The organism is Pseudonocardia sp. D17 (genome assembly GCF_036984265.1).
Lineage (GTDB): Bacteria > Actinomycetota > Actinomycetes > Mycobacteriales > Pseudonocardiaceae > Pseudonocardia > Pseudonocardia benzenivorans.
Genome location: NZ_BPRG01000010.1, coordinates 1 through 19,542 on the forward strand (window position 1 = coordinate 1; position 19,542 = coordinate 19,542).

The following is a 19,542-nucleotide window of genomic DNA, read 5'->3' on the forward strand; positions in this document are numbered from 1 at the left end:
ACCACGCCTACAACTGACCTCCCACGACGAGCGCCCCGGACCCACGCAGGGTCCGGGGCGCTCGTCCGTCGGGGGCCGGGCCCCGTCGCGCAGACGTCGGGGAGGCGTCAGTCGAACGGGCCGTCGAGCAGGCCGCTCGCCGGGCCCTCGAGCCAGTTGAACGACGGGGCCGGGACCTCGGACTCGGTACCGTCGGCGCCGGTCGGGCCGTTGCCGTTCGCCGCGTCGACGAACGAGTCGGCGGCTGCCCCGCCCGTCGCGCCGACGGCGCTGAGGGCCTGGGACGCGTCGCTCGGGGGCTGCTCGTCGGCGAATGCGGTGCCGGCGGGCAGTACCACGCCGCCGAGCGCCAGCGCGGCGATGATCGCCTTCTTCACGGGGTGCCTCACATGTTCTCCGCGCCGGCCTTGATGGCCTCACGGATGCGGTTGTAGGTGCCGCAACGGCAGATGTTGCGGATCTCCTCGATGGCGTCGTCGTCGACGTCGCGGCCCTCGGCCTTGCACTGGTTGACCTTGGCGACCGCCGCCATGATCTGGCCCGGCTGGCAGTACCCGCACTGGGGGACGTCGCGGTCGATCCAGGCCTCCTGCATCGGGTGCAGCGTGTCCCCGTCGGCGAGACCCTCGATCGTCGTGACCTCGTCGTCGGCCGAGATCGCGCCGACCGGCACCGAGCAGGGGTTGAAGGCCTTGCCGTTGATGTGGCTGGTACAGGCCTTGCAGACGTTGATCCCGCAGCCGTACTTCGGCCCGGTCACCCCGAGGATGTCGCGGATGACCCAGAGCAGCCGGACGTCGTCCTCGACGTCGACCGTGACGCGCTCGCCGTTGAGCGTGAAGGTGTGCGTGGACATTGCGCTCCCGGTCGGGTCAGTAGGTGTGGTCGAGGCCGTCGGTCGGCGACTCGGGGATCGGCGGGACCGTCGGCTTGGGCTCGAACGGGAACGGGTCCTTGTGGTTGATCGGGAAGTACTCCGGCACCGTCCCGGTCGCCCGCGCGTAGGCGTTCGCGATCGCGCCGCACGTGGCCGCCAGCCCGAACTCACCCGCGCCGCCGGGCTCGTCGGCCTCGGAGTCCAGGATGATGATGTCGAGGTCCGGCGGGGTGTTCCACTGCCGCGTGTAGAAGTAGTTGTCCCAGCTGGCCTCGACGAAGTGTCCGTCGTCGAGGTGCAGGCTGGAGGTGAGGATCAGCGCGAGGGCGTCGTTGATGCCGCCCATCATCTGCGCCTCGAGGCCCTTGGGGTTGATCACGAGACCGACGTCGACGGCGAAGGTCACCTTCGTGACGCGAGGCCCGGTCACGCCCTCGCGGATCGGCCGGTTCACCGTGTCGGGCCGGCAGTCGATCTCGACGAGCGCGGCCGTCACGCCCTTGTACTCGGTGTGGATGCCGAGCCCCTGCGCCGTGCCCTTCGGCATCGACCGGCCCCACCGGCCCTTCTTGGCGACGGCGTCGAGCGCCGCCCGAAGCCGGTCGGTCTTGAGGAAGCCGCGCCGGAACTCGTAGGGGTCCTTGCCCATCGCGTCGGCGATCTGGTCGACCATGACCTCGCGGGCGGTGGCCACGTTAGGGGAGTAGATGTTGCGCATCGAGGTCGTGTTGAACCGCATGTCGACCTCGTTGAGGAACCGCGTCGACACCCCGAACTCGTACGGCGTCACCTGCGTGAGCTCGAAGATGCTCTCCGAGAGCGTCAGGTTCCCCAGCGGGGCCTTGACCGCGGCGGCCGACACGGGTTCGCCCAGACCGGGGTTGATCTGCGTCGCGACGCTCGTGTGCCGCTGCTCGTAGCTGACCACCGAGTCGCCGTTGATCTGCGCCCGGACCCGGCCCGTCGACATCGGGTGCACGCGGCCCTGGCGGGAGTCGTCGGCGCGGGTCCACATGAGCTTCACGGGCTTGCCGAACGCCTTGGAGCACTCGGCCGCCTCGAGCGCGGCGTCGTAGAACAGCTTGCGGCCGAACGACCCGCCGCCCTGCGTCACGTGCATCGTCACGGCGCCGACCGGCAGCCCGCAGATCTTGGCGACGTCACCCTGCGCGGCGATCGGGTTCTTCATCGGGCCCCAGAGCTCGGCCCGGTCCTTGCGGACGTCGGCGATGCAGCAGTTCGTCTCCAGCGAGCTGCTGCTCGCGAAGTAGAACGTGAAGGAGCGGTCGATAGTCCGGCCGACGCCTGCCGGCACGGCCATCGGCAGCTCCGCCGCCTTGACCCGCTTCAGGACCGAGTCGTCGTTCTCGCCCGCGACGGTCCCCCGCTTCCAGCTCACCTTCAGCGCGTTGACGGCGTCGATGGCCTGGCCGAAGGTGCGTGCCCGGACGGCGACGCCCGTCGACACCGGCTCGACGTCGGTGACGCCCGGCATCGAGCGGACGTCGTCGATGTTGTCGACATCGCCGGGCGTGCCGTTGAGGTCCGGCGCGCGGCAGATGACGGTCGGGAGCGCGTCGGGGATCTGCAGGTCGGTCGCGAAGACCTTCCGTCCGGTGACGATGTCGCGCGCGTCGGTCTTGTTCTGCGCCTTGCCGATGACCGTGAACGACTCGCGTGCCTTGAGGACCACCTCGACCTGCTGCGTCGTCGAGCTGGCGGCCTTCTCGGCGAGCGCCGAGAACGGGATCGACCGGCCGCCGGAGCCGAGGACCAGCCCCTTGCGCGCGGTGACGGTCCGAACGTCCTGCGCGAGCAGCTGGGCGCCGGCCTCCAGGAGCCGGCCCTTGGCCAGCGCCGCCGCGACCCGGATCGGCGTGTACGTCGTGAAGGTGGTGCTGGACCCGCCGGTGATCTGGTTGAACAGCAGCTCGGGACGGGCGTCGGCCAGGGTGACCTGCACCTGGTCGACGTCGAGGTCCATCTCCTCCGCGATGATCATCTGGGTCGACGTGATGATGCCCTGCCCGTTGTCCGAGCGGGGCAGCGCGAAGGAGACGGTGCCGTCCTTGTTGACCTCGACGCGGATCAGGTTCGCGGTCGGGCGTGCGGCGTCGCGGAGGGCGTCGAGGAGGTCGTAGGCCTCCGGCGTCTGCGGCGGGGAGGGGATCGTCGCGAACGCCTCGGAGGCACCGAACACCTGCTCCCTGGCGAGCTCGGCGGCGACGACGAGCGTGGGGGCGGCGATCAGGTAGCCGAGGAACTTCCGCCGTCCGACCGACCGGTGCAGTCCGGTCTCCTTGGGCGGTGACGCGAGTCTGTGGTGGGCCATGCGTGTCCTCTGCTCTGGGGACGACCCGGTCGAGGGGGGGTGACCGGGTACGAGCCCGACAACGAGGACGGGATTCGACGGTGACGTGACGGATCGCCACCGAAATGTTGGTTACTCAGCGGTACACGCAGCACATCCGCGGGTCAGGCCCTACGTTTGCATCCGCAAGATGTCTCGGCCAGAGGACAACCGCGGGCCCAAGTCCACCCGACCGAGTGAGCTGTGAGCGGATCAGCGGCGGAACGAACCGGCCCGGTGCGTCTCCGGGATGCGGGACGTGCCGAAGAGCTTCTCGCGGAACGTGCCCGGCGTGTACTCGGTCTTGTAGCGACCGCGCTCCTGCAGGACCGGGATGACCATGTCGATGAAGTTCTCGTACGTCTCGTGCGCGACGATGCGCGCGATGTTGAAGCCGTCGAGGTCGGTCTCGTCGGTCCAGCGGATGAGCTCGTCGGCGATCTGCGTCGGACTGCCGATGAGCGCCATGTTGGTGCCGCACAAGGCTTTTTCCTCGAGGACCTGGCGGACCGTCCACTTGTTGCCGCGGGTGAACATCTCCAGTGCGGAGCGGTTGGAGTCGTTCTCCTCGTACTCGATCGGCTTGTCGACGGGATACTCCGACAGGTCGATGCCCATGAGTCCCGACATCGTCGAGATCAGGCCCTCGAACGACGAGTACTTCAGGTAGTCGTTGTAGCGGGCGCGGGCGAGCTCCTCGGTCTCGTCGACGAACACCGAGACGCCGGCGAAGAACTTGACCGAGTCGCGCGGGCGGCCGGTGGCCTCCAGCTCCTTGGTCATCACGGCGATCTTGTCGCGGACGATGTCGATCGTCGTGCCGTTGAGGTAGATGCCCTCGGCGTGGGTGGCGGCGAACTGCCGGCCGCGCGTGGAGCCACCGGCCTGGAACAGGACCGGCGTGCGCTGCGGCGACGGCTCGACGGCGTGGATCGCGCTGAAGCGGTGGAACTCTCCGTCGAAGTCGATGCGGCGGATCCTCGACGGGTCGGCGTAGACGCGGGTGGCCTTGTCCTTGGGCAGCGAGCCCTCGCCCCAGGACTCCTCCCACAGCCGGTAGACGCCGTCGCAGAACTCGTCGGCCATGTCGTAGCGGCGATCGTGCGGGATCAATCCGTCGAGACCCATCGCGCGGGCGCCGCTGCCCAGGTAGCTGGTGACGATGTTCCAGCCCAGCCGGCCCTCGAGCAGGTGGTCGAGCGTGGAGAGCCGGCGCGCGAACTGGTACGGGCGCTCGTAGGTGGCACTGCCCGTCATGGTGAAGCAGAGGTTCTCGGTGACGGCGGCCATGCCGGGGAGCAGGACAGCGGGGTCGACGCTCGGGGCCTGCGAGCCGTTGCGCAGCGCGCCGTCGGCGTTGCCGCGGTAGACGTCGGGCATGCCGTAGACGTCGGCGATGAAGAGGTTGTCGAACAGGCCGCGCTCCAACAGCTGCGCGTACTCGGCCCAGTACCGGATCGACGTGTAGTCGACCGCCTTGTCGCGCGGGTGGGCCCACAGCCCGAACGACTGGAAGCTCGGGTTGCCCTGCTCGAGCGCGTTGAAGCGGATCTCCTTGGCGCGGCCTGCGGACACGCCTCCTCCTTCTCCGGCCGCGTCGTCGTCGGCCCCTCGATCGTCCTGTTCGATTCGCCACAATCACGAGTCGCTGAGTGAGCGTAACAACCATCAAGTGAGAATTGGAAGCCGCCGAACCCTGGACGTGACCGACGGCCCGGGGGAATGATCGGGCCGGTACCCGCCGGACGGATCGAGGACGACCGCCATGTTCGTGTGCCTGCTGACGTACCACCGCGAGATCGACCGGGACGGCCCGCTCTTCGCTGCCCACAAGTCCTTCGTGCAGGAGAACGTCGACGCGCACCGGTTCCTGTTCTCCGGTCCGCGCATCGGCGCGCCCGGTGGCGTGATCGTGGCCCACGGACAGGACGAGGCCGCTGCCCGCACGATCTTCGACGGCGACCCGTTCGTCGTCGACGGCACCGCCACCTACGAGCTGGTCCAGTTCACGGCCGGTCTCGCAGACCCGGCGCTGAACCTGGAGGTGCCGGCGTGAGCCGCAGCGACGTCCTGCTGGTGTGCAGCCAGTTCGGTTGCACGCTGGACTTCTTCGATGCCGCGACACTGGAGAAGCTCGAGACGGTCGAGGGCCTCGTCGCCCAGCCGCACGAGATGGCCTTCGACGCCGGCCGCCGACTCGCCTATCTCGCCCACACCTACCGGGCCGGCGCGTACAACGAGGGCAAGCCGAAGGCGCACGAGATCTCGGTGATCGACGTCGACGCACGCAAGGTCGTCGACATCATCGACATCAGCCCGTACGAGGCGCCCCACGACGTCGAGTTCGACCCGGCGGCCGACCTCATCTACACCGGCGTCGAGACCGGTGACGGCGGCAACGGCATCGTCGTGCTCGACCCCGCGAGCCGGCAGGTCGTCGCCAACATCCCGCTGCAGGCCCGCAACGCGCACTGGATGGCGATCACGCCGGACGGGTCGAAGGCCTATGTGGCGCACAAGGAAGCGCCGGTCATCTCGGTCGCCGACCTGCGGGAACGTCGTCAGCTCACCGAGATCGCCTCGCCCGGCGGCGCGGAGGAGATCGACTGCTCCCCCGACGGCCGGTTCGCGTTCGTCGCCACGCCGATGATGAGCCTGGTCATCAACGTCTCGCAGGGCCAGCTCAACAAGGCCACCCCGCCGCCCGGCACCCCGACCCCGCGGCTGCTGAAGATCGACACCGCGACCGACGAGGTCGTCGGCCGGCTCGACTTCGACGAGTACGTGTCCGCGCTGCGGGTGGCGCCGGACGGGCGCGTCGTCGTCACCGAGTTCCTGTTCCCCTCCCCCGACAGCCCGCCGGGGCCGGTCAGCGGCCGGCTCAACGTCGTCGATCCGGACTCGATGACACTGCTCGCGGCGGTCGAGGTCGACGAGCTGCCGTTCACCACGCGGTTCTCCGCCGACGGGAACACGGCGTTCGTCGCCAACCTCAAGACCGGCTCGGTGAGCGTCGTCGACCTGACGACGTACGAGGTCGTCGCGACGCTCGACAACAACATCGGGCCGGGCTTCGGCGGGACGCACGGTATGGCGCTCGTGCCCGCAAAGGCAGAATGACGTGGGCCTTCTCGACCGCACCGACCTCGTCGCCAGCTACTTCACGCTGACCGGCGAACACATGAGCAAGCCACCGCGACACTCGTTGCGCGACAGAGCCCGCGCCGCCGAGGCGGCCGGTTTCACCGGTCTCGCGCTCGCGCCCGCCGAGGTGGTCGCGGCGGGGATCGACGCCGTCGTCGCCGCCCTCGGCGGTTTCCCCGCGCCGGAGATCGAGCCGCTCAAGGGCTGGGACTCCGGCGGCCGTGACGACGAGGAGGCCGTCTTCGCGCTGGCCGACGCGCTCGGCTGCCGCCAGGTGACGACGATCCAGCTCGTCGGTGTGGAAGAACCTCGGCTCGCGGAGCGCTTCGCCGGCATGTGCGCGCGGGCCGCCGAGCACGGGCTGACCGTCGGCTTCGAGCCGCGCGCCAACTCGCCGGTGTCGACACCCGCGGCCGCCGCCGCCCTGATCACGGCGTCGGGTGCGTCGAACGCCGGGATCGTGCTCGACGCCTACCACGTGCACCGAGCGGGCGTCGGCCCGGAAGACCTCGAGCCCTACGCCCACCTGGTGGTGTCGGTGCAGCTCAACGACATGCACGCCACGCCACGGCCCGATCCGGTCGAGGACGCTCTGGAGTTCCGCCTCACTCCCGGGGACGGGGTGATCGACCTGCACAGCTGGCTGATCGAGCTCGACCGCCTGGGCATCGACGCGCCGCTCGCGGTGGAGGTGCTGTCGCGCGACCACAACGCGCTGCCGCTCTCCGAGGCGGCCGGCCGGGCCGCCGCGGGTGGGCGGGCCGCACTCGCCGGTTAGGACGGCTCCCGCACCCACGGCTCGATCCGGCGCGCCGCCTCCTCGAGGTCGGGCAGGATCTTCTCGACGACCTCGGTCGGCATCCGCGTCGTCGGGCCGGAGAGGGTCACGGCCGCGACGATCCGCCCACCCACCCGGACCGGCGCCGCGACCCCGGTGACGCCGGAGATCAGCCCGTCGGCCTGCACGGCCCAGCCGTTCTCGGCGGCCTCGCGCAGCCGGCCCAACAGCTCGACCCGCGACGAGGTCGCCCGCGCCCGGTCGATCAGCGCGGTCTGCTCGGCGGCGGACAGCTCGGCCATGAGGACGTGTCCGGTGGCGGTGCCCACCAGTGGGATCGCGTCGCCGACCGGCACGACCCGGCGCAGCTCGTGGCGGCTGTCGACCGACGCGATGCACACGCGGGTGTCGTCACGACGAACGTGCAGCGACGCCGTCTCGCCCGTCCGGTCGCGCAGCTCGGCGAGCACCCGGTGGATCGTGGCCATCGCGTCGCCGCCCTCCCGGGCGTCGCGGACCAGCTTGAACATGCGCGACCCGAGCAGATACGAGCCGTCGTCCAGACGGTCGAGCATCTGCTCCTCGGCGAGATCACGCATGATCCGCGAGACCGTCGAGATGGAGAGCTCGGTCTCGGCGCTGACCCGGGCCGCGGTGGCGGGCCCGCGGGATGCGGCGACGGCCTCGAGGATCGCGACCACCCGCTGCATCGAGCGCACCGCCACTCCCCTTCCGATCACGTGCGAGCCTACTGGCCGACCTGGCCTTGACTGACGTCCGACTCGTTCCTACCGTGTTTCCATCTGGCAAGCGTAGTTCTCATCCAGTGAGCGTGGGAACTAGGAGCGGGGGACTCGTGGCAGGACGCGCACTGGACGGCGTGACGGTCGTCGACCTGACCCAGATCGTCAGCGGCGCCGTGACGAGCATGATGCTCGCCGACTTCGGCGCCGAGGTGATCAAGGTCGAGCCGATCGGAGGGGAGACCTACCGAAGGGCCGGCTACGAGCTCCATGGCCCCGGCGGCTCCACCAACCTCAACATCCTGCGGTTCACCCGCGGGAAGAAGAGCATCGAGCTGGACCTCAAGTCCAAGCGCGGCAAGGAGATCCTCGCCGAGCTGATCAGCCAGGCCGACGTGCTCGTGGAGAACTTCCGGCCGGGCGTCCTCGCCCGGCTCGGGTTCCCGTGGGAGCGGCTGCAGGAGCTCAACCCGCGACTCGTCTACACGTCGATCAGCGGCTTCGGACACGACGACGTTCTTCCGAGCCCGTACCGGGACCAGCCGGCCTACGCGATCATCGCCGAGGCGATGGCCGGGCTCACCCATCTCGCGGGCGAGAAGGACCGTCCACCGGCCTGGATGGGCTTCGCCATGTCGGACATCTTCTCCGGGACCTGCGCGTTCGCCGGCACGCTCGTCGCGCTGCGCGACCGCGACCGCACCGGCGAGGGCACTCGTGTCGACATCGGGATGTTCGACGCCTCCCTGCTCATGAACGATCTGCCGATGGCCTACCAGGAGCACCTCGGTGAGTCGATGGGTCGTGGCCAGTACGCGCTGCAGTCGCCGTGGGGGCCGTTCGCCACCAGCGACGGATACGTGATCATCGCCGTGCTCAATCCGCGCGAGTGGGCGGCGCTGTGCGCGTGCATCGACCGTCCCGACCTTGTCGACCATCCCGATCTGGTCACCGGGCACATGCGTTCCAAGGCACACGAGTCGATCGTGCGGCCCGCGATCGAGGGATGGACGAGTGTGCGCACGCGCGCCCAGGCCGTCGCGGAGCTGCAGGCCGCGAAGGTGCCCTCGGCCCCGGTGAACACCACGGAGGACCTGCTCGACGACCCGCAGGTCCTCGCTCGCCAGATGCGCCAGGAGACCACGAACCGCGACCTCGGCGTCGTGCGCACGATCGGCAACCCGATCAAGGTGGCCAGCTCGCTCGTCGGCCAGGAGCCCGCCTCGCTGCCCGCGCTCGGGGAGCACACCGACGAGATCATGCGCAGCCGCCTCGGCCTCGACGACACCGAGATCGCCGCGCTCCGCGAGTCGAAGGTGGTCGGCTGATGCCGTTCGCGCACGCCGCCGACCCCCGCGTCACACCCGTCGACGATCCCGAGCCCGAGGTCGCCGAGATGCTCGCCAAGACGATGGGCGACGACCGCGGCGTCCCGCTGGCGATCTTCCGGACGATGGCCCGGCACCCACGATTGATGAAGCGGTTCAACGTCCTCGGCGGTTTCTTCCTCACCCGCGGCGAGCTGCCCGCCCGCGAGCGCGAACTCGTCGTCCTGCGCACGGCGTGGCGGTGCGGCTGCGTCTACGAGTGGGCGCAGCACGTCCTGATCGGCGGGAAGTCGGGCCTGACCGAGAAGGAGATCGCGCGCGTCGCGACCGAGTCGGACGAGTGGTCGCCGCGCGACCTGACGCTCCTCCGCGCCGCCGACGAGGTCCTCGACGCCGTCGACGTCTCCGACGCCACCTGGGCCGCGCTCGGCCACGGCTGGACCGACGTGCAACGCGTCGAGCTGGTCGTGCTCGTCGGGTTCTACCGGATGGCCGCCGGGTTCCTCAACGCCACCGGCGTCGTCAAGGACGCCGACCTGCCCGACTGGCCCCACTCACAGGGGTCGACCTGCGGCCACGCCCCCGACAAGGAGAAACAGCAGTGAGCCTGCGCGAGGTCGCCGTGACCGGCATCGCCACCACCCCGTTCGGCAAGCACCTTGACCGCACCCTCGGCTCGCTCGCCGCCGAGGCCGTCACGGCGGCGCTCGACGACGCCGGTCTGACGCCGGGCGACGTCGGGTCCGCCGTGTTCTCCAACGCAGCCGCCGGTGTGCTGTCGGGGCAGGAGATGATCCGTGGGCAGGTCGCGCTCAAGGGCACCGGGCTCGCCGGCATCCCGATCCTGAACACCGAGAACGCCTGCGCCTCCGGCAGCTCCGCGGCCCACCTGGCCTGGCTGTCCGTCGCGTCCGGGCAGGTCGACGTCGCGATCGCCGTCGGCGCCGAGAAGCTGTTCCACGCCGACAAGCAGCGCTCCTTCGCCGCGATCGAGTCCGGCACCGACCTCTCCCTGAACCGCGACGGCGAGGACGTCGAGGGCGGCTCCGTGATGATGGGCGCCTACGCCGCCGCCGCGCGGGCCTACGCCGCCGCCCACGGCGACATCACCGAGGCGCTCGCCGCGATCGCCGTCAAGAACCGCGGGTTCGCCGCCGACAACCCGCACGCCCAGTTCCGCGCCCCGATCACACGCGACGACGTCGAGGCCAGCCGGCCCGTGGCCGACCCGCTGAAGCTGCTCACCTGCTCCCCGCTGACCGACGGCGCCGCCGCCCTCGTGTTCACCGCCGCCCGTTCCGGCGACCGGGTCCGCGTCGCGGTGTCGACGCTGGTCAGCTACCGCGAGGGCGACTCCGTCGTCGAGCGGGCGTCGGCGCAGGCCTACCGGCGCAGCGGACTCGCGCCGTCGGAGATCGACGTCTTCCAGCTGCACGACGCCTGCGCCTACGCGGAGATGGTCCAGTACGAGCAGATCGGGATCGCCGAGCCCGGCAAGGGTGCCGCCGCCGTGCTGGAAGGCCGGACCGGGCGCGACGGCGACGCGCCCGTCAACACCGACGGCGGGCTGCTCAGCCGCGGCCACGCCCTCGGTGCGACGGGCCTCGCGCAGCTCGCCGAGCTCGGCCGCCAGGTCCGCGGCGAGGCCGGTCCACGGCAGGTCGAGGGCGTCCGGCACGCCCTGTCGGTCAACTCCGGTGGCTGGATGGGCGGGGACTACGCGACGTCCGTCGCGACCCTCCTCGTCGCGGCGTGAGCACCCGCTCGGGCTGAACCGGCCCGTGGGTGGCGTTACCGGCCGTGGCCGGTAACGCCACCCACCGCGGGCACGGCTTCGATCGCCGTGGCGGCGCCGGGGATGGGGGTGACGGCGACGACGTCGAACCCGGCCGACCCCAGCAGGGCCCGCCACTGGCCCTCGGTCCGCTCCGGGGCGGCGTGCGCGACCAGCATGTTCATGTCGGCGCGGGCGAGCAGCCGGTGCTCGGGGACCGCGCGCATGCGGTCGGGCATCAGCCGCTCGACGAGAAGCAGCCGCGCTCCCGGACCGATGGCCCGGCGCACCACGGCGAGGATCTCCGCGGCGCGGTCGTCATCCCAGTCGTGCAGGACGCTCTTGAGGACGTACAGGTCGGCTCCTGTGGGGACCTCCTCGAAGAAGCTCCCGCTCACGATCTCGCAGCGGTCGCGGACGCCCATGCCGTCGAGGTGCCCCGCCGCGGCGTCGACGGCGTGCGGGAGGTCGAACAGGATTCCGGTGCTTCCCGGGTGCGCGCGAAGGATCGTGCCGAGCAGCTCGCCGTAGCCGCCCCCGATGTCGGCGACGCGGCGGTAGCGGCCGAAGTCGTGACCCGCGACGACGGCCCGCGCCGACAGCCGGGTCAGCTCGGCCATGGCCGAGTTGAACGTGGCGGCGCGGCGTGGGTCGTCGCGCAACGGTGCGAAGCCGCCCGCACCGTGGGCGATCTCGCGTCCGCTGCGCCCGGTGCGGACCGCCTCGGGCATCAGGCCCCACTCGTCCCAGACGTCGCGACCCTGGTAGATGGCCCACGACCGGACGGTGCCGTCGACGTCGGCGCGCAACAGCCCGCCCATCGGTGTGAGGGCGAACCCGCCCTCGCCGTCCTCGGTGAGGACGTCGATCGTCACCAGGGCGCGGAGCAGCCGGTGCAGGGAGGCGGCGTGGGCCCCGGTCGCCTCGGCCACGTCGGCCGCCGTCCGCGGCCCGTCGGCGAGCAGGTCCGGCACCCCCAGCTCGGCCGCGGCGCGCAACGCCTGCGGCATCCACGCGCTGTTGACGATCTCGAGGAGCCGTGCGGCGTCGGCTCGGCTGTCGGACACGGTTTCGGACACACTCCACCTCCGGTGCGCGTCGACGCCGCGACGATCCTCGGCAACAGGGCGATCCGGACGCAAGTCCTGGCGCGCGCTGGTGCCGCCGACCCGCCGGGCGCCGGCGGCACCGTCTTCACCCGGACGCACGTAGATAAATGCGTTCCGGATATTCCCGGGAAGATCCGGCAACATCAATTGTGGAGCGACCGGAGGATGGCGGCCAAAGGACCTGACTATCCGTGCACGGATTCCTGTCGTTGGCTGCACGGGGACCCACCGTTCTGTGCAGCAGTCCTCTCACCTGCAGATATGGCAGTCACTTTCGACCGTTTCATCCCTTTGGCGAAGTCTCGGGCTCGATCGGCTCCGCATTGTGGGTGGCCCCGCTCACTGTTATCGTTTTCCCGGCCACATTCACCGGGTCAACGCGCAACGCAATTCGGTCGAGCCGCCGAGCGCACACGTTCCGACCCCGACCCACGGCATTTCCGGACGAAGACCCGGGGAAATGCTCACCGGGCCCCGTTCCGTACAACGACGTCACGGACGAGGAGATCACAGTGCGTGTCCGCAGGAGAACGAGGACGGTCGCGCTCGCCGCGGCGGCCGTCGCGACGGCGCTGGCGCTCGCCGCGTGCGGCAGCTCCCCGACCGCCGAGAAGGCACCCGGCAACGCCGGGCTCGACGTGTCGCACCCGACCGGCGGGGACAAGGAGACCGAGGGCACGCCGACGCCGGGCGGCACGCTGGTCGTCGGGATGTACACCGAGGCGCGGTCGTTCGACCCGACGATCGGCTCCAACCTGATCGCGTCGGCCGTCTACGACTCGCTGCTGCGGATGGACGCGGCGGGCAACCCACAGCCGTTCCTCGCGGAGTCGATGACCACACCGGACCAGGGCACGACCTGGGTGCTGAAGCTGCGACCGAACGTCACGTTCCAGGACGGGACGCCGTTCAACTCGCAGGCGGTGATCTTCAACGTCAACCGGCAGCTCACCAATCCCGCCGCGCTCGGCCACCTCTACACCGAGCCCATCGCGTCGATGGACCCGACCGACGACCTGACGGTGACCTTCCACCTGAAGCGGCCCGTCGGCTCCTTCCCGGTCGACTTCGCACTGCCGTTCTCCTCGGGCAACCTCGGCACGATCGCGTCACCGACGGCGATCCAGAAGGAGGGCGCGAACTACGGGCGCAACCCCGTCGGCGCCGGCCCGTTCCAGTTCGTCGACTGGATCCCGAACAACAAGATCGACGTCAAGCGGTTCCCGAACTACTGGCAGAAGGGCAAGCCGTACCTCGACGCGATCCAGTTCCGGCCGCTGTCGGACACCGACACCCGCTACGCCTCCGTCGTCAACGGCGACATCGACCTCGACATCGGCGGCTTCTTCCAGGAGGTCCAGCGGTCGTCGGCCGACCCGAACCTGCGCACCTACTACGGCCCGGGCGGCGACGGCGAGTTCTTCTACCTCAACATGCACAAGGCGCCGTTCGACGACCCGCGGATGCGGCAGGCCGTGGCGATGGCCATCGACCCGAAGGCGCTCAACGCCACGCAGTACGGCAACGTCGGCTCGCTGGCGACGACGGCGTTCGCGCCCGGCGACCCCAACTACAGCGCCAAGGCCGCCGACGCCTATCCGAAGTACGACCCGGACAAGGCCAAACAGCTCGTCGCCGACTACAAGGCGAGCGGCGGCGACCCCTCGGTGGAGATCGAGGAGGGCACGTCGGCGGTCAACATCCAGTACGGCCAGTTCATGCAGGCCCAGCTGGCGGCCGTCGGCATCGACGCGACGGTCCACACCGACGACATCTCGACACTGATCACCACCGTCGTGCAGGGCGGGCAGTTCCAGATGGTCCAGTGGATCAGCGGACCGTACGAGAACCCGTACCCGTTCATGTTCAACCAGTTCCACACGGGCGGTATCAACAACTACGGGAAGTACTCGAACCCGAAGGTCGACGCGCTGCTCGACGACGCCGTCGGCACGTCCGACCCGGCCGAGCGGGCGAGCGACTACCAGCAGGCGCAGGAGCTGATCAACGCCGACCTGCCCGTGCTGTGGATGGCCCGCGCCGCGAAGGCGGCCATCGCCCGGCCGAACGTGAAGGGGGTCGAGCGCTACCTGTCGAGCGAGCTCTGGTTCGCCGATACGTGGAAGAGCAGCTGACATCCGGCTCGACGAGCGACGCCCCCGTGCGGCCCGTGCCCGCGCGGGGTCGTCGCACGTCCCGGGGTCGTCAGCGCGGTGACGCCGCGACCCGGACCCGCCGGCTCTGGCCGTCGGACAGGAACCCGGCGACCGCCCCGGCCTCCTCGGCGACGGCCGCCCGGTCGGCGCGGGTGAAGCGGCGCAACGGGTTCACGACGACCGTCGACGCCTCGACGGCCCAGGTCGCCGCGACCCGGCCGTCGACCAGGACGACACGCTGCCCCGCGACCGAGAGCCCGCGGTGCGCGTCGTCGACGATCCGGCTGCGGTCGTCGTAGCCGAGGATCGCGTTGTCGAAGGCCGGCAGGAACCGCACGGGGGCCGGGGTGTCGGGATCGGGCCGCGGCGCGTCGGGGAGGTCGAGCAGCTCGCGGCCGCGCTCGTCGTGGAAGGAGACCAGCTCGGCGCGGACGGCCGCGACGGCGGCGGGCAGCCCGGCCAGACCGCACCAGGCCCGCAGGTCGGCCGACGCCGCGGGCCCGTAGGCCGCGAGGTACCGACGGACGAGCCGCTCCCCGACGGGGTCGGTCCCCTCAGGTGCGGGCGGGTCCGGCTCCCGGCCCAGCCACGTGGCGAGCGGGAGGTGCCGCACGCCCGCGGACTCGCGCCAGAGACCGCGCGGGGGCAGCTGCACCATCGGGACCAGCACCGACGCGACGGCCTCGCCCAGGACGCGCGGGCCGGGCCCTGGCCGGCGTCGCGCGAGCGCGCTGCCGATCTCCGACTGCGTCCGCGGCCGCCCGTCGGCGGTCAGCTCCCGGCCGGCCGCGGCGAGCTCGTCGAGGTCGATGCCCTCGAGCTCGCGCCGGTATGCCCCGAGCATCCGTTGGCGCAGCATCGCGTCGTGGCGCGCCCGCCAGCCCAGCGCGTCCTCGGCGGTGACGAGGTGGATGGTGCGGCGCATCAGCGTCGTCCGCACGACGCGCCGGTCCAGGAGCAGCCGGGACAACGTCGCGGGGTCGAAGGCACGCACCCGCGACCACAGCCCGATGTAGGGCTCCTGCGGCTCCTGCGCCTGCAGGCCGCCGAGGTGCGCGACGGCGTCGAGGACCGGCATGTCGGCGCGGTCGAGCAGGAGTTGGCGGGCGAGCGCGGCGCGGTTGAGCGCGCGTGAGGACAGCCTGCCGCCGGAGTCGATCGTGGTCACGACGCGCGCCGCCCGACGGGCGAGAAGGGACGACCCGGCATGATCCGACCGTATCGCCCGGGGCCGACGCGATCATCGGAACCGGGACTCGGCGCGCGCGACGGGCGGTCGTACGTTTGACAAGTCGCCACCCGGTGACCGACGGTGATCGGATGCAGGTCACCACGATGTGGCGCTATCCCGTGAAGTCGATGCTCGGCGAGCAGGTCACGGAGGCGCGGCTGGACGAGGCGGGCGTGTCCCGCGACCGCAGGGTTGCCGTCATCGATCAGGACACCGGCCTCGTCGCCACTGCCAAGCACCCGCGGCTGTGGCGGCACCTGCTGAAGTACACGGCGTCGGTCCGGGGGGACGGCGTCGTGATCACCTCGCCGTCCGGGTGGGCGCTCGACGCGACGGCCGCCGGGGTCGACGAGAAGCTCTCCGCCGAGCTGGGACGCGTGGTGCGCGTCGCGACCGAGCGCCCCGACGGCGCGACCGTGGAACGTCCGGACCCGGAGGACGTCCTCGCCGAGGGCGTCGAGGCGGCCGTGCACGCGGAGACGCTGGAGATCGGGCAGGGCTCCCCCGCGGCGACGTTCGTCGACTACGCGCCGGTGCACCTCATCTCCAGCGCGACGCTCGACGAGATCGGCGTCGAGCACGTCCGGTACCGGCCCAACCTCGTGCTGCAGACCCCGCCGGGGACGCCGCCGTTCGTCGAGAACTCCTGGCTCGGCCGCGAGCTGCGGATCGGCGACGACGTCGTCCTGCGGCTGGTGCTACCGACGCCCCGCTGCTCGGTGCCGACCCTCGAACACGGCGACCTCGGCCGGTCCCCGCAGGCGGTGCGCGCCCTGCTCGCGGCCAACCGCGTCGACGTCCCCGGGTTCGGGACGCTGCCGTGCGCCGGCTGCTACGCCGAGGTGGTCCGGGGCGGCACGATCCGCGTCGGCGACGAGGCCACCCTGGGCTGACCTCCACCGCGGCCCGCCGGGGCCTCAGCGCCGCAGGGCCGTCTCGCGGTCCATGTGCGACAGCTTCTCCGGGTTGCGCACGGCGTAGAGGCCGGTGACGCGGCCGTCGTCGATACGCACCGCGACGACGCTGTCGAGCTCACCATCGAGCCGCACCACCAGCGCGGGACGGCCGTTGGCCTGCACGGGCTCCATCGTGATGCCCCCGGCCACCCGGGCGAGCCCGCCGATGAGCAGCCTGGCCACCTTGTCGGCGCCGACGATCGGCCGCGGCACGGCCTGCTTGATCCCGCCCCCGTCGCCGAGCAGGACGACGTCCGGGGCGAGGAGGTCGAGCAGCCCCTGGAGGTCGCCGGTCTCGACGGCCCGCCGGAACGCCTCGAGTGCGTCGCGGGTCTCCGCCTCGGAGACCACGCTGCGGGGGCGCCGCGCCGCGACGTGGGCCCGCGCCCGGTGGGCGATCTGGCGGGTCGTCGCCGGGGTCCTCCCGACGGCGTCGGCGATCTCGTCGTACTCCAGCCCGAACACCTCGCGGAGCACGAACACCGCGCGCTCGGTGGGGGCGAGCGTCTCCAGGACGAGCAGCATCGCCATCGAGACGCTCTCGGCCAGCTCGACGTCCTCGGCCACGTCGGGGGCGGTGAGCAGCGGCTCCGGCAGCCACGGCCCGACGTAGGACTCCTTGCGACGGCCCATGGTGCGCAGGCGGTTCAGGGCCTGCCGGGTCGTGACCCGCACGAGGTAGGCCCGCTGGTCGTGCACGGTCGCGAGGTCGACCTCGACCCAGCGCAACCACGTCTCCTGCAGGACGTCCTCGGCGTCGGCGGCCGACCCGAGCATCTCGTAGGCGACGGTGAACAGCAGGTTGCGATGCGCGACGAATGCGGCGGTCGCAGCGTCGGGCTCCACGTGGCTCCCCCTCCGGTCGGAGTGGACTGTCGCCCAGGAGACACCGGACCCCACCCTGGTGTGACGTGACGCGTGTCACCCCCGGCACCTGTCACGCGGGCGGCCCGGCCGGCATCTGGTGTGCGTCAGGAACGACAACGAGAGAGGCCACACCATGGAACCCCGGATCGATCTCTTCGCCGACCGGACCGCCGCCGCGTTCGGCAAGCGCTTCGCCAACGCCTCGCTGGTGATCGCCAACTCCTCGCTGCCGAAGTCGACCCAGGAGCTGGTGTCGTTGCGCGCCAGCCAGATCAACGGCTGCGGCTTCTGCACCGACATGCACACCAAGGACGCCGCGGCCGCCGGCGAGACCGCCCAGCGGCTGCACCTGGTCGCCGCGTGGCGCGAGGCGACGGTGTTCGACGACGCCGAGCGTGCCGCGCTGGCCTTCGCCGAGGAGGGCACCCGGCTCGCCGACGCCCACACGGGCGTCTCCGACGACACATGGGCCCTGGTGCGCAAGCACTACGACGACGAGCAGGCCGCGGCGCTGGTCTGCCTCGTCGCGCTGATCAACGCCGCGAACCGGATCAACGTCATCGCCCGCACCCCCGCGGGGTCCTACGAACCCGGGATGTTCGCGGCGATGGCGGGCTGACCCGGGCGGATCGGGTCCGCCGCCGCGGCCTGCGGCAGCGGACCCGACCGCCCCGCGGTGCCTCAGGCGGCCGGCGCACCGAACCAGGTGGGCAGGTGGTCATCGAGGTCCCGTTGGTCGTCGCCCACCCAGACCACGTGGCCGTCGGGGCGCAGCAGCACGGCCGGCACGTCGAGCTCCTCGCTCCCGTCGACGACGTGGTCCACGCGACCGGCCCACCCGTCGACGGAGAGCGCGCCGGTCCCGTCGAGCAGCAGGCCCCGGCCCGCCCGGGTCAGCTCGTAGAGCCGCCCGCGCTTCAGCTGCAGGTCGCGCAGGCGTCGGCCCAGCAGATCGTGCCCCTCCCCGACGGCGTATCGGACGTCGAGCGCGGTGATCTTCTCGGTCAGGTACCGGTTGACCTCCTCGAACCGCATCAGCTCCTCGACGAGCCTGCGCACCGCCCGCGCGCCGGGCTCGGTGGACATCAGCTCCATCTGCGCCCGGGTGTTGTCCAGCACGGCGGCCGCGACCGGGTGCCGCTCGGACTCGTAGGTGTCCAGCAGCCCGTCGGGCGCCCAGCCCGCGACCGCGGCGGCGAGCTTCCAGCCCAGGTTGAACGCGTCCTGCAGGCCCATGTTGAGCCCCTGACCGCCGGTCGGCGGGTGGGTGTGCGCGGCGTCGCCCGCCAGCAACACGCGGCCGTCGCGGTAGTGCTCCGCCTGCCGGGTCCCGTTGCCGAAGCGCGAGAGCCAGCGCGGCGAGTGCACCCCGAAGTCGGTACCGGCGACGGCCCGCAGCTGCGCGCGGAAGTCGTCCATCGTCGGCGGCACCGAGCGGTCCGCCGCCATTTCGCCCGCCGGCACGACGACGCGGTACACCCCGTCGTGGACCGGGCCGAGGCCGAACCGCAGCTGCGTCCTGCGCACCTGCGTCACGACCTCGACCACCTCCTCCGGCGGCACGCCGACCTCCATCTCGCCCAGCAGCGTCTCGACGGTGCTCGGCTGCCCCGGGAACGCGACGCCGAGCAGCGCGCGCACCGTGCTGCGGCCGCCGTCGCACCCGACGAGCCAGCGCGCCCGCTCCCGTGTCCCGTCGGAGAGCTCGACGGTCACCCCCTCGTCGTCCTGGCTCAGCCCGACGACCGCCACGCCGCGCCGGATCTCGGCCCCGGCCCCGGCGGCGTGCTCGGCCAGCAACCGGTCGGTCGTCGGCTGCGGGATGCCGAGGACGTAGCCGTGCGCGGTGTCCAGCTGCGGCGGCTCCGGCGCCGGGATCGCGGCGAAGAAGCCGGTGAGCGGGTAGGTCGTGCCGTGCTCCAGGAACACCTCCAGCAGCCCGCGCTGGTCCATGATCTCGATACTGCGCACGTGCAGGCCCAGCGACCGCACCATCAGCGGCGGCTGCGGCTCCTTCTCCACGACGAGCACGCGCACCCCGTGCAGCCTCAGCTCACCCGCCAGCATCATCCCGGTCGGCCCGCCGCCCGCGACGATCACGTCGATCACGAATCCCCCGTTCCGCGACGCCGGTATGGCTGCTGATCAGCGCATATCCCGACGTCGGGCGACGAGTCTGAACCACGTCGGGGGTCTTGCCGCAAGCCCCCCGACGCGCTATACGTTGAA

The 19,542-nt window shown here is 71.4% G+C and carries 18 protein-coding genes; 9 read left to right on the top strand and 9 right to left on the bottom strand.

From position 1 onward, the window contains the following. Positions 1 to 107: 107 nt before the first annotated feature. The 4 genes from PSD17_RS01525 to PSD17_RS01540 form a co-directional block, all read right to left on the bottom strand. Positions 108 to 389, bottom strand: coding sequence for a hypothetical protein (locus tag PSD17_RS01525; RefSeq protein ID WP_132975139.1), 282 nt, complete (start codon positions 387 to 389; stop codon positions 108 to 110). Further along, positions 386 to 856, bottom strand: coding sequence for a (2Fe-2S)-binding protein (locus PSD17_RS01530; RefSeq protein WP_013672485.1), 471 nt, complete (start codon positions 854 to 856; stop codon positions 386 to 388). Before PSD17_RS01530 ends, PSD17_RS01525 begins: the two co-directional genes overlap by 4 nt. A 16-nt stretch (positions 857 to 872) precedes the next feature. Further along, positions 873 to 3,209 (bottom strand): molybdopterin cofactor-binding domain-containing protein, encoded by a 2,337-nt coding sequence (locus PSD17_RS01535; RefSeq protein ID WP_013672484.1) that lies wholly within the window; start codon positions 3,207 to 3,209, stop codon positions 873 to 875. A 231-nt stretch (positions 3,210 to 3,440) separates the two neighbouring features. After that, positions 3,441 to 4,802, bottom strand: a complete 1,362-nt coding sequence (locus PSD17_RS01540; protein ID WP_339121052.1) for an LLM class flavin-dependent oxidoreductase — start codon at positions 4,800 to 4,802, stop codon at positions 3,441 to 3,443. A 190-nt stretch (positions 4,803 to 4,992) separates the two neighbouring features. Here PSD17_RS01540 and PSD17_RS01545 point away from each other — a divergent pair, with 190 nt between their 5' ends. The 3 genes from PSD17_RS01545 to PSD17_RS01555 are packed head-to-tail and all read left to right on the top strand — an operon-like array spanning position 4,993 to position 7,149. Continuing rightward, entirely contained in the window at positions 4,993 to 5,283 is a 291-nt protein-coding gene (locus PSD17_RS01545) for a YciI family protein (RefSeq protein WP_013672482.1), read from the top strand. Beyond that, positions 5,280 to 6,347, top strand: coding sequence for a YncE family protein (locus PSD17_RS01550; protein WP_339121053.1), 1,068 nt, complete (start codon positions 5,280 to 5,282; stop codon positions 6,345 to 6,347). Before PSD17_RS01545 ends, PSD17_RS01550 begins: the two co-directional genes overlap by 4 nt. A 1-nt stretch (position 6,348) precedes the next feature. After that, the gene (locus PSD17_RS01555) at positions 6,349 to 7,149 is read left to right on the top strand and encodes a sugar phosphate isomerase/epimerase family protein (protein WP_339121054.1); all 801 of its coding nucleotides are present in this window, start codon (positions 6,349 to 6,351) and stop codon (positions 7,147 to 7,149) included. Here PSD17_RS01555 and PSD17_RS01560 read toward each other — a convergent pair. Beyond that, entirely contained in the window at positions 7,146 to 7,859 is a 714-nt protein-coding gene (locus PSD17_RS01560) for an IclR family transcriptional regulator (RefSeq protein ID WP_132975137.1), read from the bottom strand. The genes PSD17_RS01555 and PSD17_RS01560 overlap by 4 nt on opposite strands. A 146-nt stretch (positions 7,860 to 8,005) precedes the next feature. Between PSD17_RS01560 and PSD17_RS01565 the strand changes: the two genes are divergently transcribed. Genes PSD17_RS01565 through PSD17_RS01575 form a run of 3 tightly spaced genes read left to right on the top strand, consistent with a single transcriptional unit; the run spans position 8,006 to position 10,976 of the window. Beyond that, the gene (locus PSD17_RS01565; RefSeq protein ID WP_339121055.1) at positions 8,006 to 9,220 is read left to right on the top strand and encodes a CaiB/BaiF CoA transferase family protein; all 1,215 of its coding nucleotides are present in this window, start codon (positions 8,006 to 8,008) and stop codon (positions 9,218 to 9,220) included. After that, positions 9,220 to 9,825, top strand: coding sequence for a carboxymuconolactone decarboxylase family protein (locus tag PSD17_RS01570; protein ID WP_339121056.1), 606 nt, complete (start codon positions 9,220 to 9,222; stop codon positions 9,823 to 9,825). Before PSD17_RS01565 ends, PSD17_RS01570 begins: the two co-directional genes overlap by 1 nt. Beyond that, the gene (locus PSD17_RS01575) at positions 9,822 to 10,976 is read left to right on the top strand and encodes a thiolase family protein (RefSeq protein ID WP_339121057.1); all 1,155 of its coding nucleotides are present in this window, start codon (positions 9,822 to 9,824) and stop codon (positions 10,974 to 10,976) included. Before PSD17_RS01570 ends, PSD17_RS01575 begins: the two co-directional genes overlap by 4 nt. A gap of 35 nt (positions 10,977 to 11,011) precedes the next feature. Here PSD17_RS01575 and PSD17_RS01580 read toward each other — a convergent pair whose 3' ends face one another. Further along, positions 11,012 to 12,061, bottom strand: coding sequence for a methyltransferase (locus PSD17_RS01580; protein WP_339121058.1), 1,050 nt, complete (start codon positions 12,059 to 12,061; stop codon positions 11,012 to 11,014). A gap of 554 nt (positions 12,062 to 12,615) precedes the next feature. Here PSD17_RS01580 and PSD17_RS01585 point away from each other — a divergent pair. Continuing rightward, entirely contained in the window at positions 12,616 to 14,238 is a 1,623-nt protein-coding gene (locus PSD17_RS01585) for an ABC transporter substrate-binding protein (protein ID WP_339121059.1), read from the top strand. 70 nt (positions 14,239 to 14,308) lie between these two features. Here PSD17_RS01585 and PSD17_RS01590 read toward each other — a convergent pair whose 3' ends face one another. Beyond that, positions 14,309 to 15,427, bottom strand: coding sequence for a winged helix DNA-binding domain-containing protein (locus PSD17_RS01590; RefSeq protein WP_013672473.1), 1,119 nt, complete (start codon positions 15,425 to 15,427; stop codon positions 14,309 to 14,311). A gap of 152 nt (positions 15,428 to 15,579) precedes the next feature. Between PSD17_RS01590 and PSD17_RS01595 the strand changes: the two genes are divergently transcribed. Then, entirely contained in the window at positions 15,580 to 16,383 is an 804-nt protein-coding gene (locus tag PSD17_RS01595) for an MOSC domain-containing protein (protein WP_173400030.1), read from the top strand. Positions 16,384 to 16,407: 24 nt separating this feature from the next. On the opposite strand, the gene PSD17_RS01600 is transcribed toward PSD17_RS01595, so the two are convergent. Beyond that, positions 16,408 to 17,346 (bottom strand): RNA polymerase sigma-70 factor, encoded by a 939-nt coding sequence (locus PSD17_RS01600; RefSeq protein ID WP_013672471.1) that lies wholly within the window; start codon positions 17,344 to 17,346, stop codon positions 16,408 to 16,410. A gap of 100 nt (positions 17,347 to 17,446) precedes the next feature. Between PSD17_RS01600 and PSD17_RS01605 the strand changes: the two genes are divergently transcribed. Continuing rightward, a complete protein-coding gene (locus tag PSD17_RS01605; protein ID WP_013672470.1) occupies positions 17,447 to 17,932 on the top strand; it encodes a carboxymuconolactone decarboxylase family protein in 486 nt (161 codons plus the stop codon). Positions 17,933 to 17,994: 62 nt separating this feature from the next. Here PSD17_RS01605 and rox read toward each other — a convergent pair whose 3' ends face one another. Beyond that, complete coding sequence (gene rox, locus PSD17_RS01610; RefSeq protein ID WP_339121060.1) at positions 17,995 to 19,422, bottom strand: rifampin monooxygenase; 1,428 nt, start codon at positions 19,420 to 19,422, stop codon at positions 17,995 to 17,997. Positions 19,423 to 19,542 lie beyond the last annotated feature (120 nt).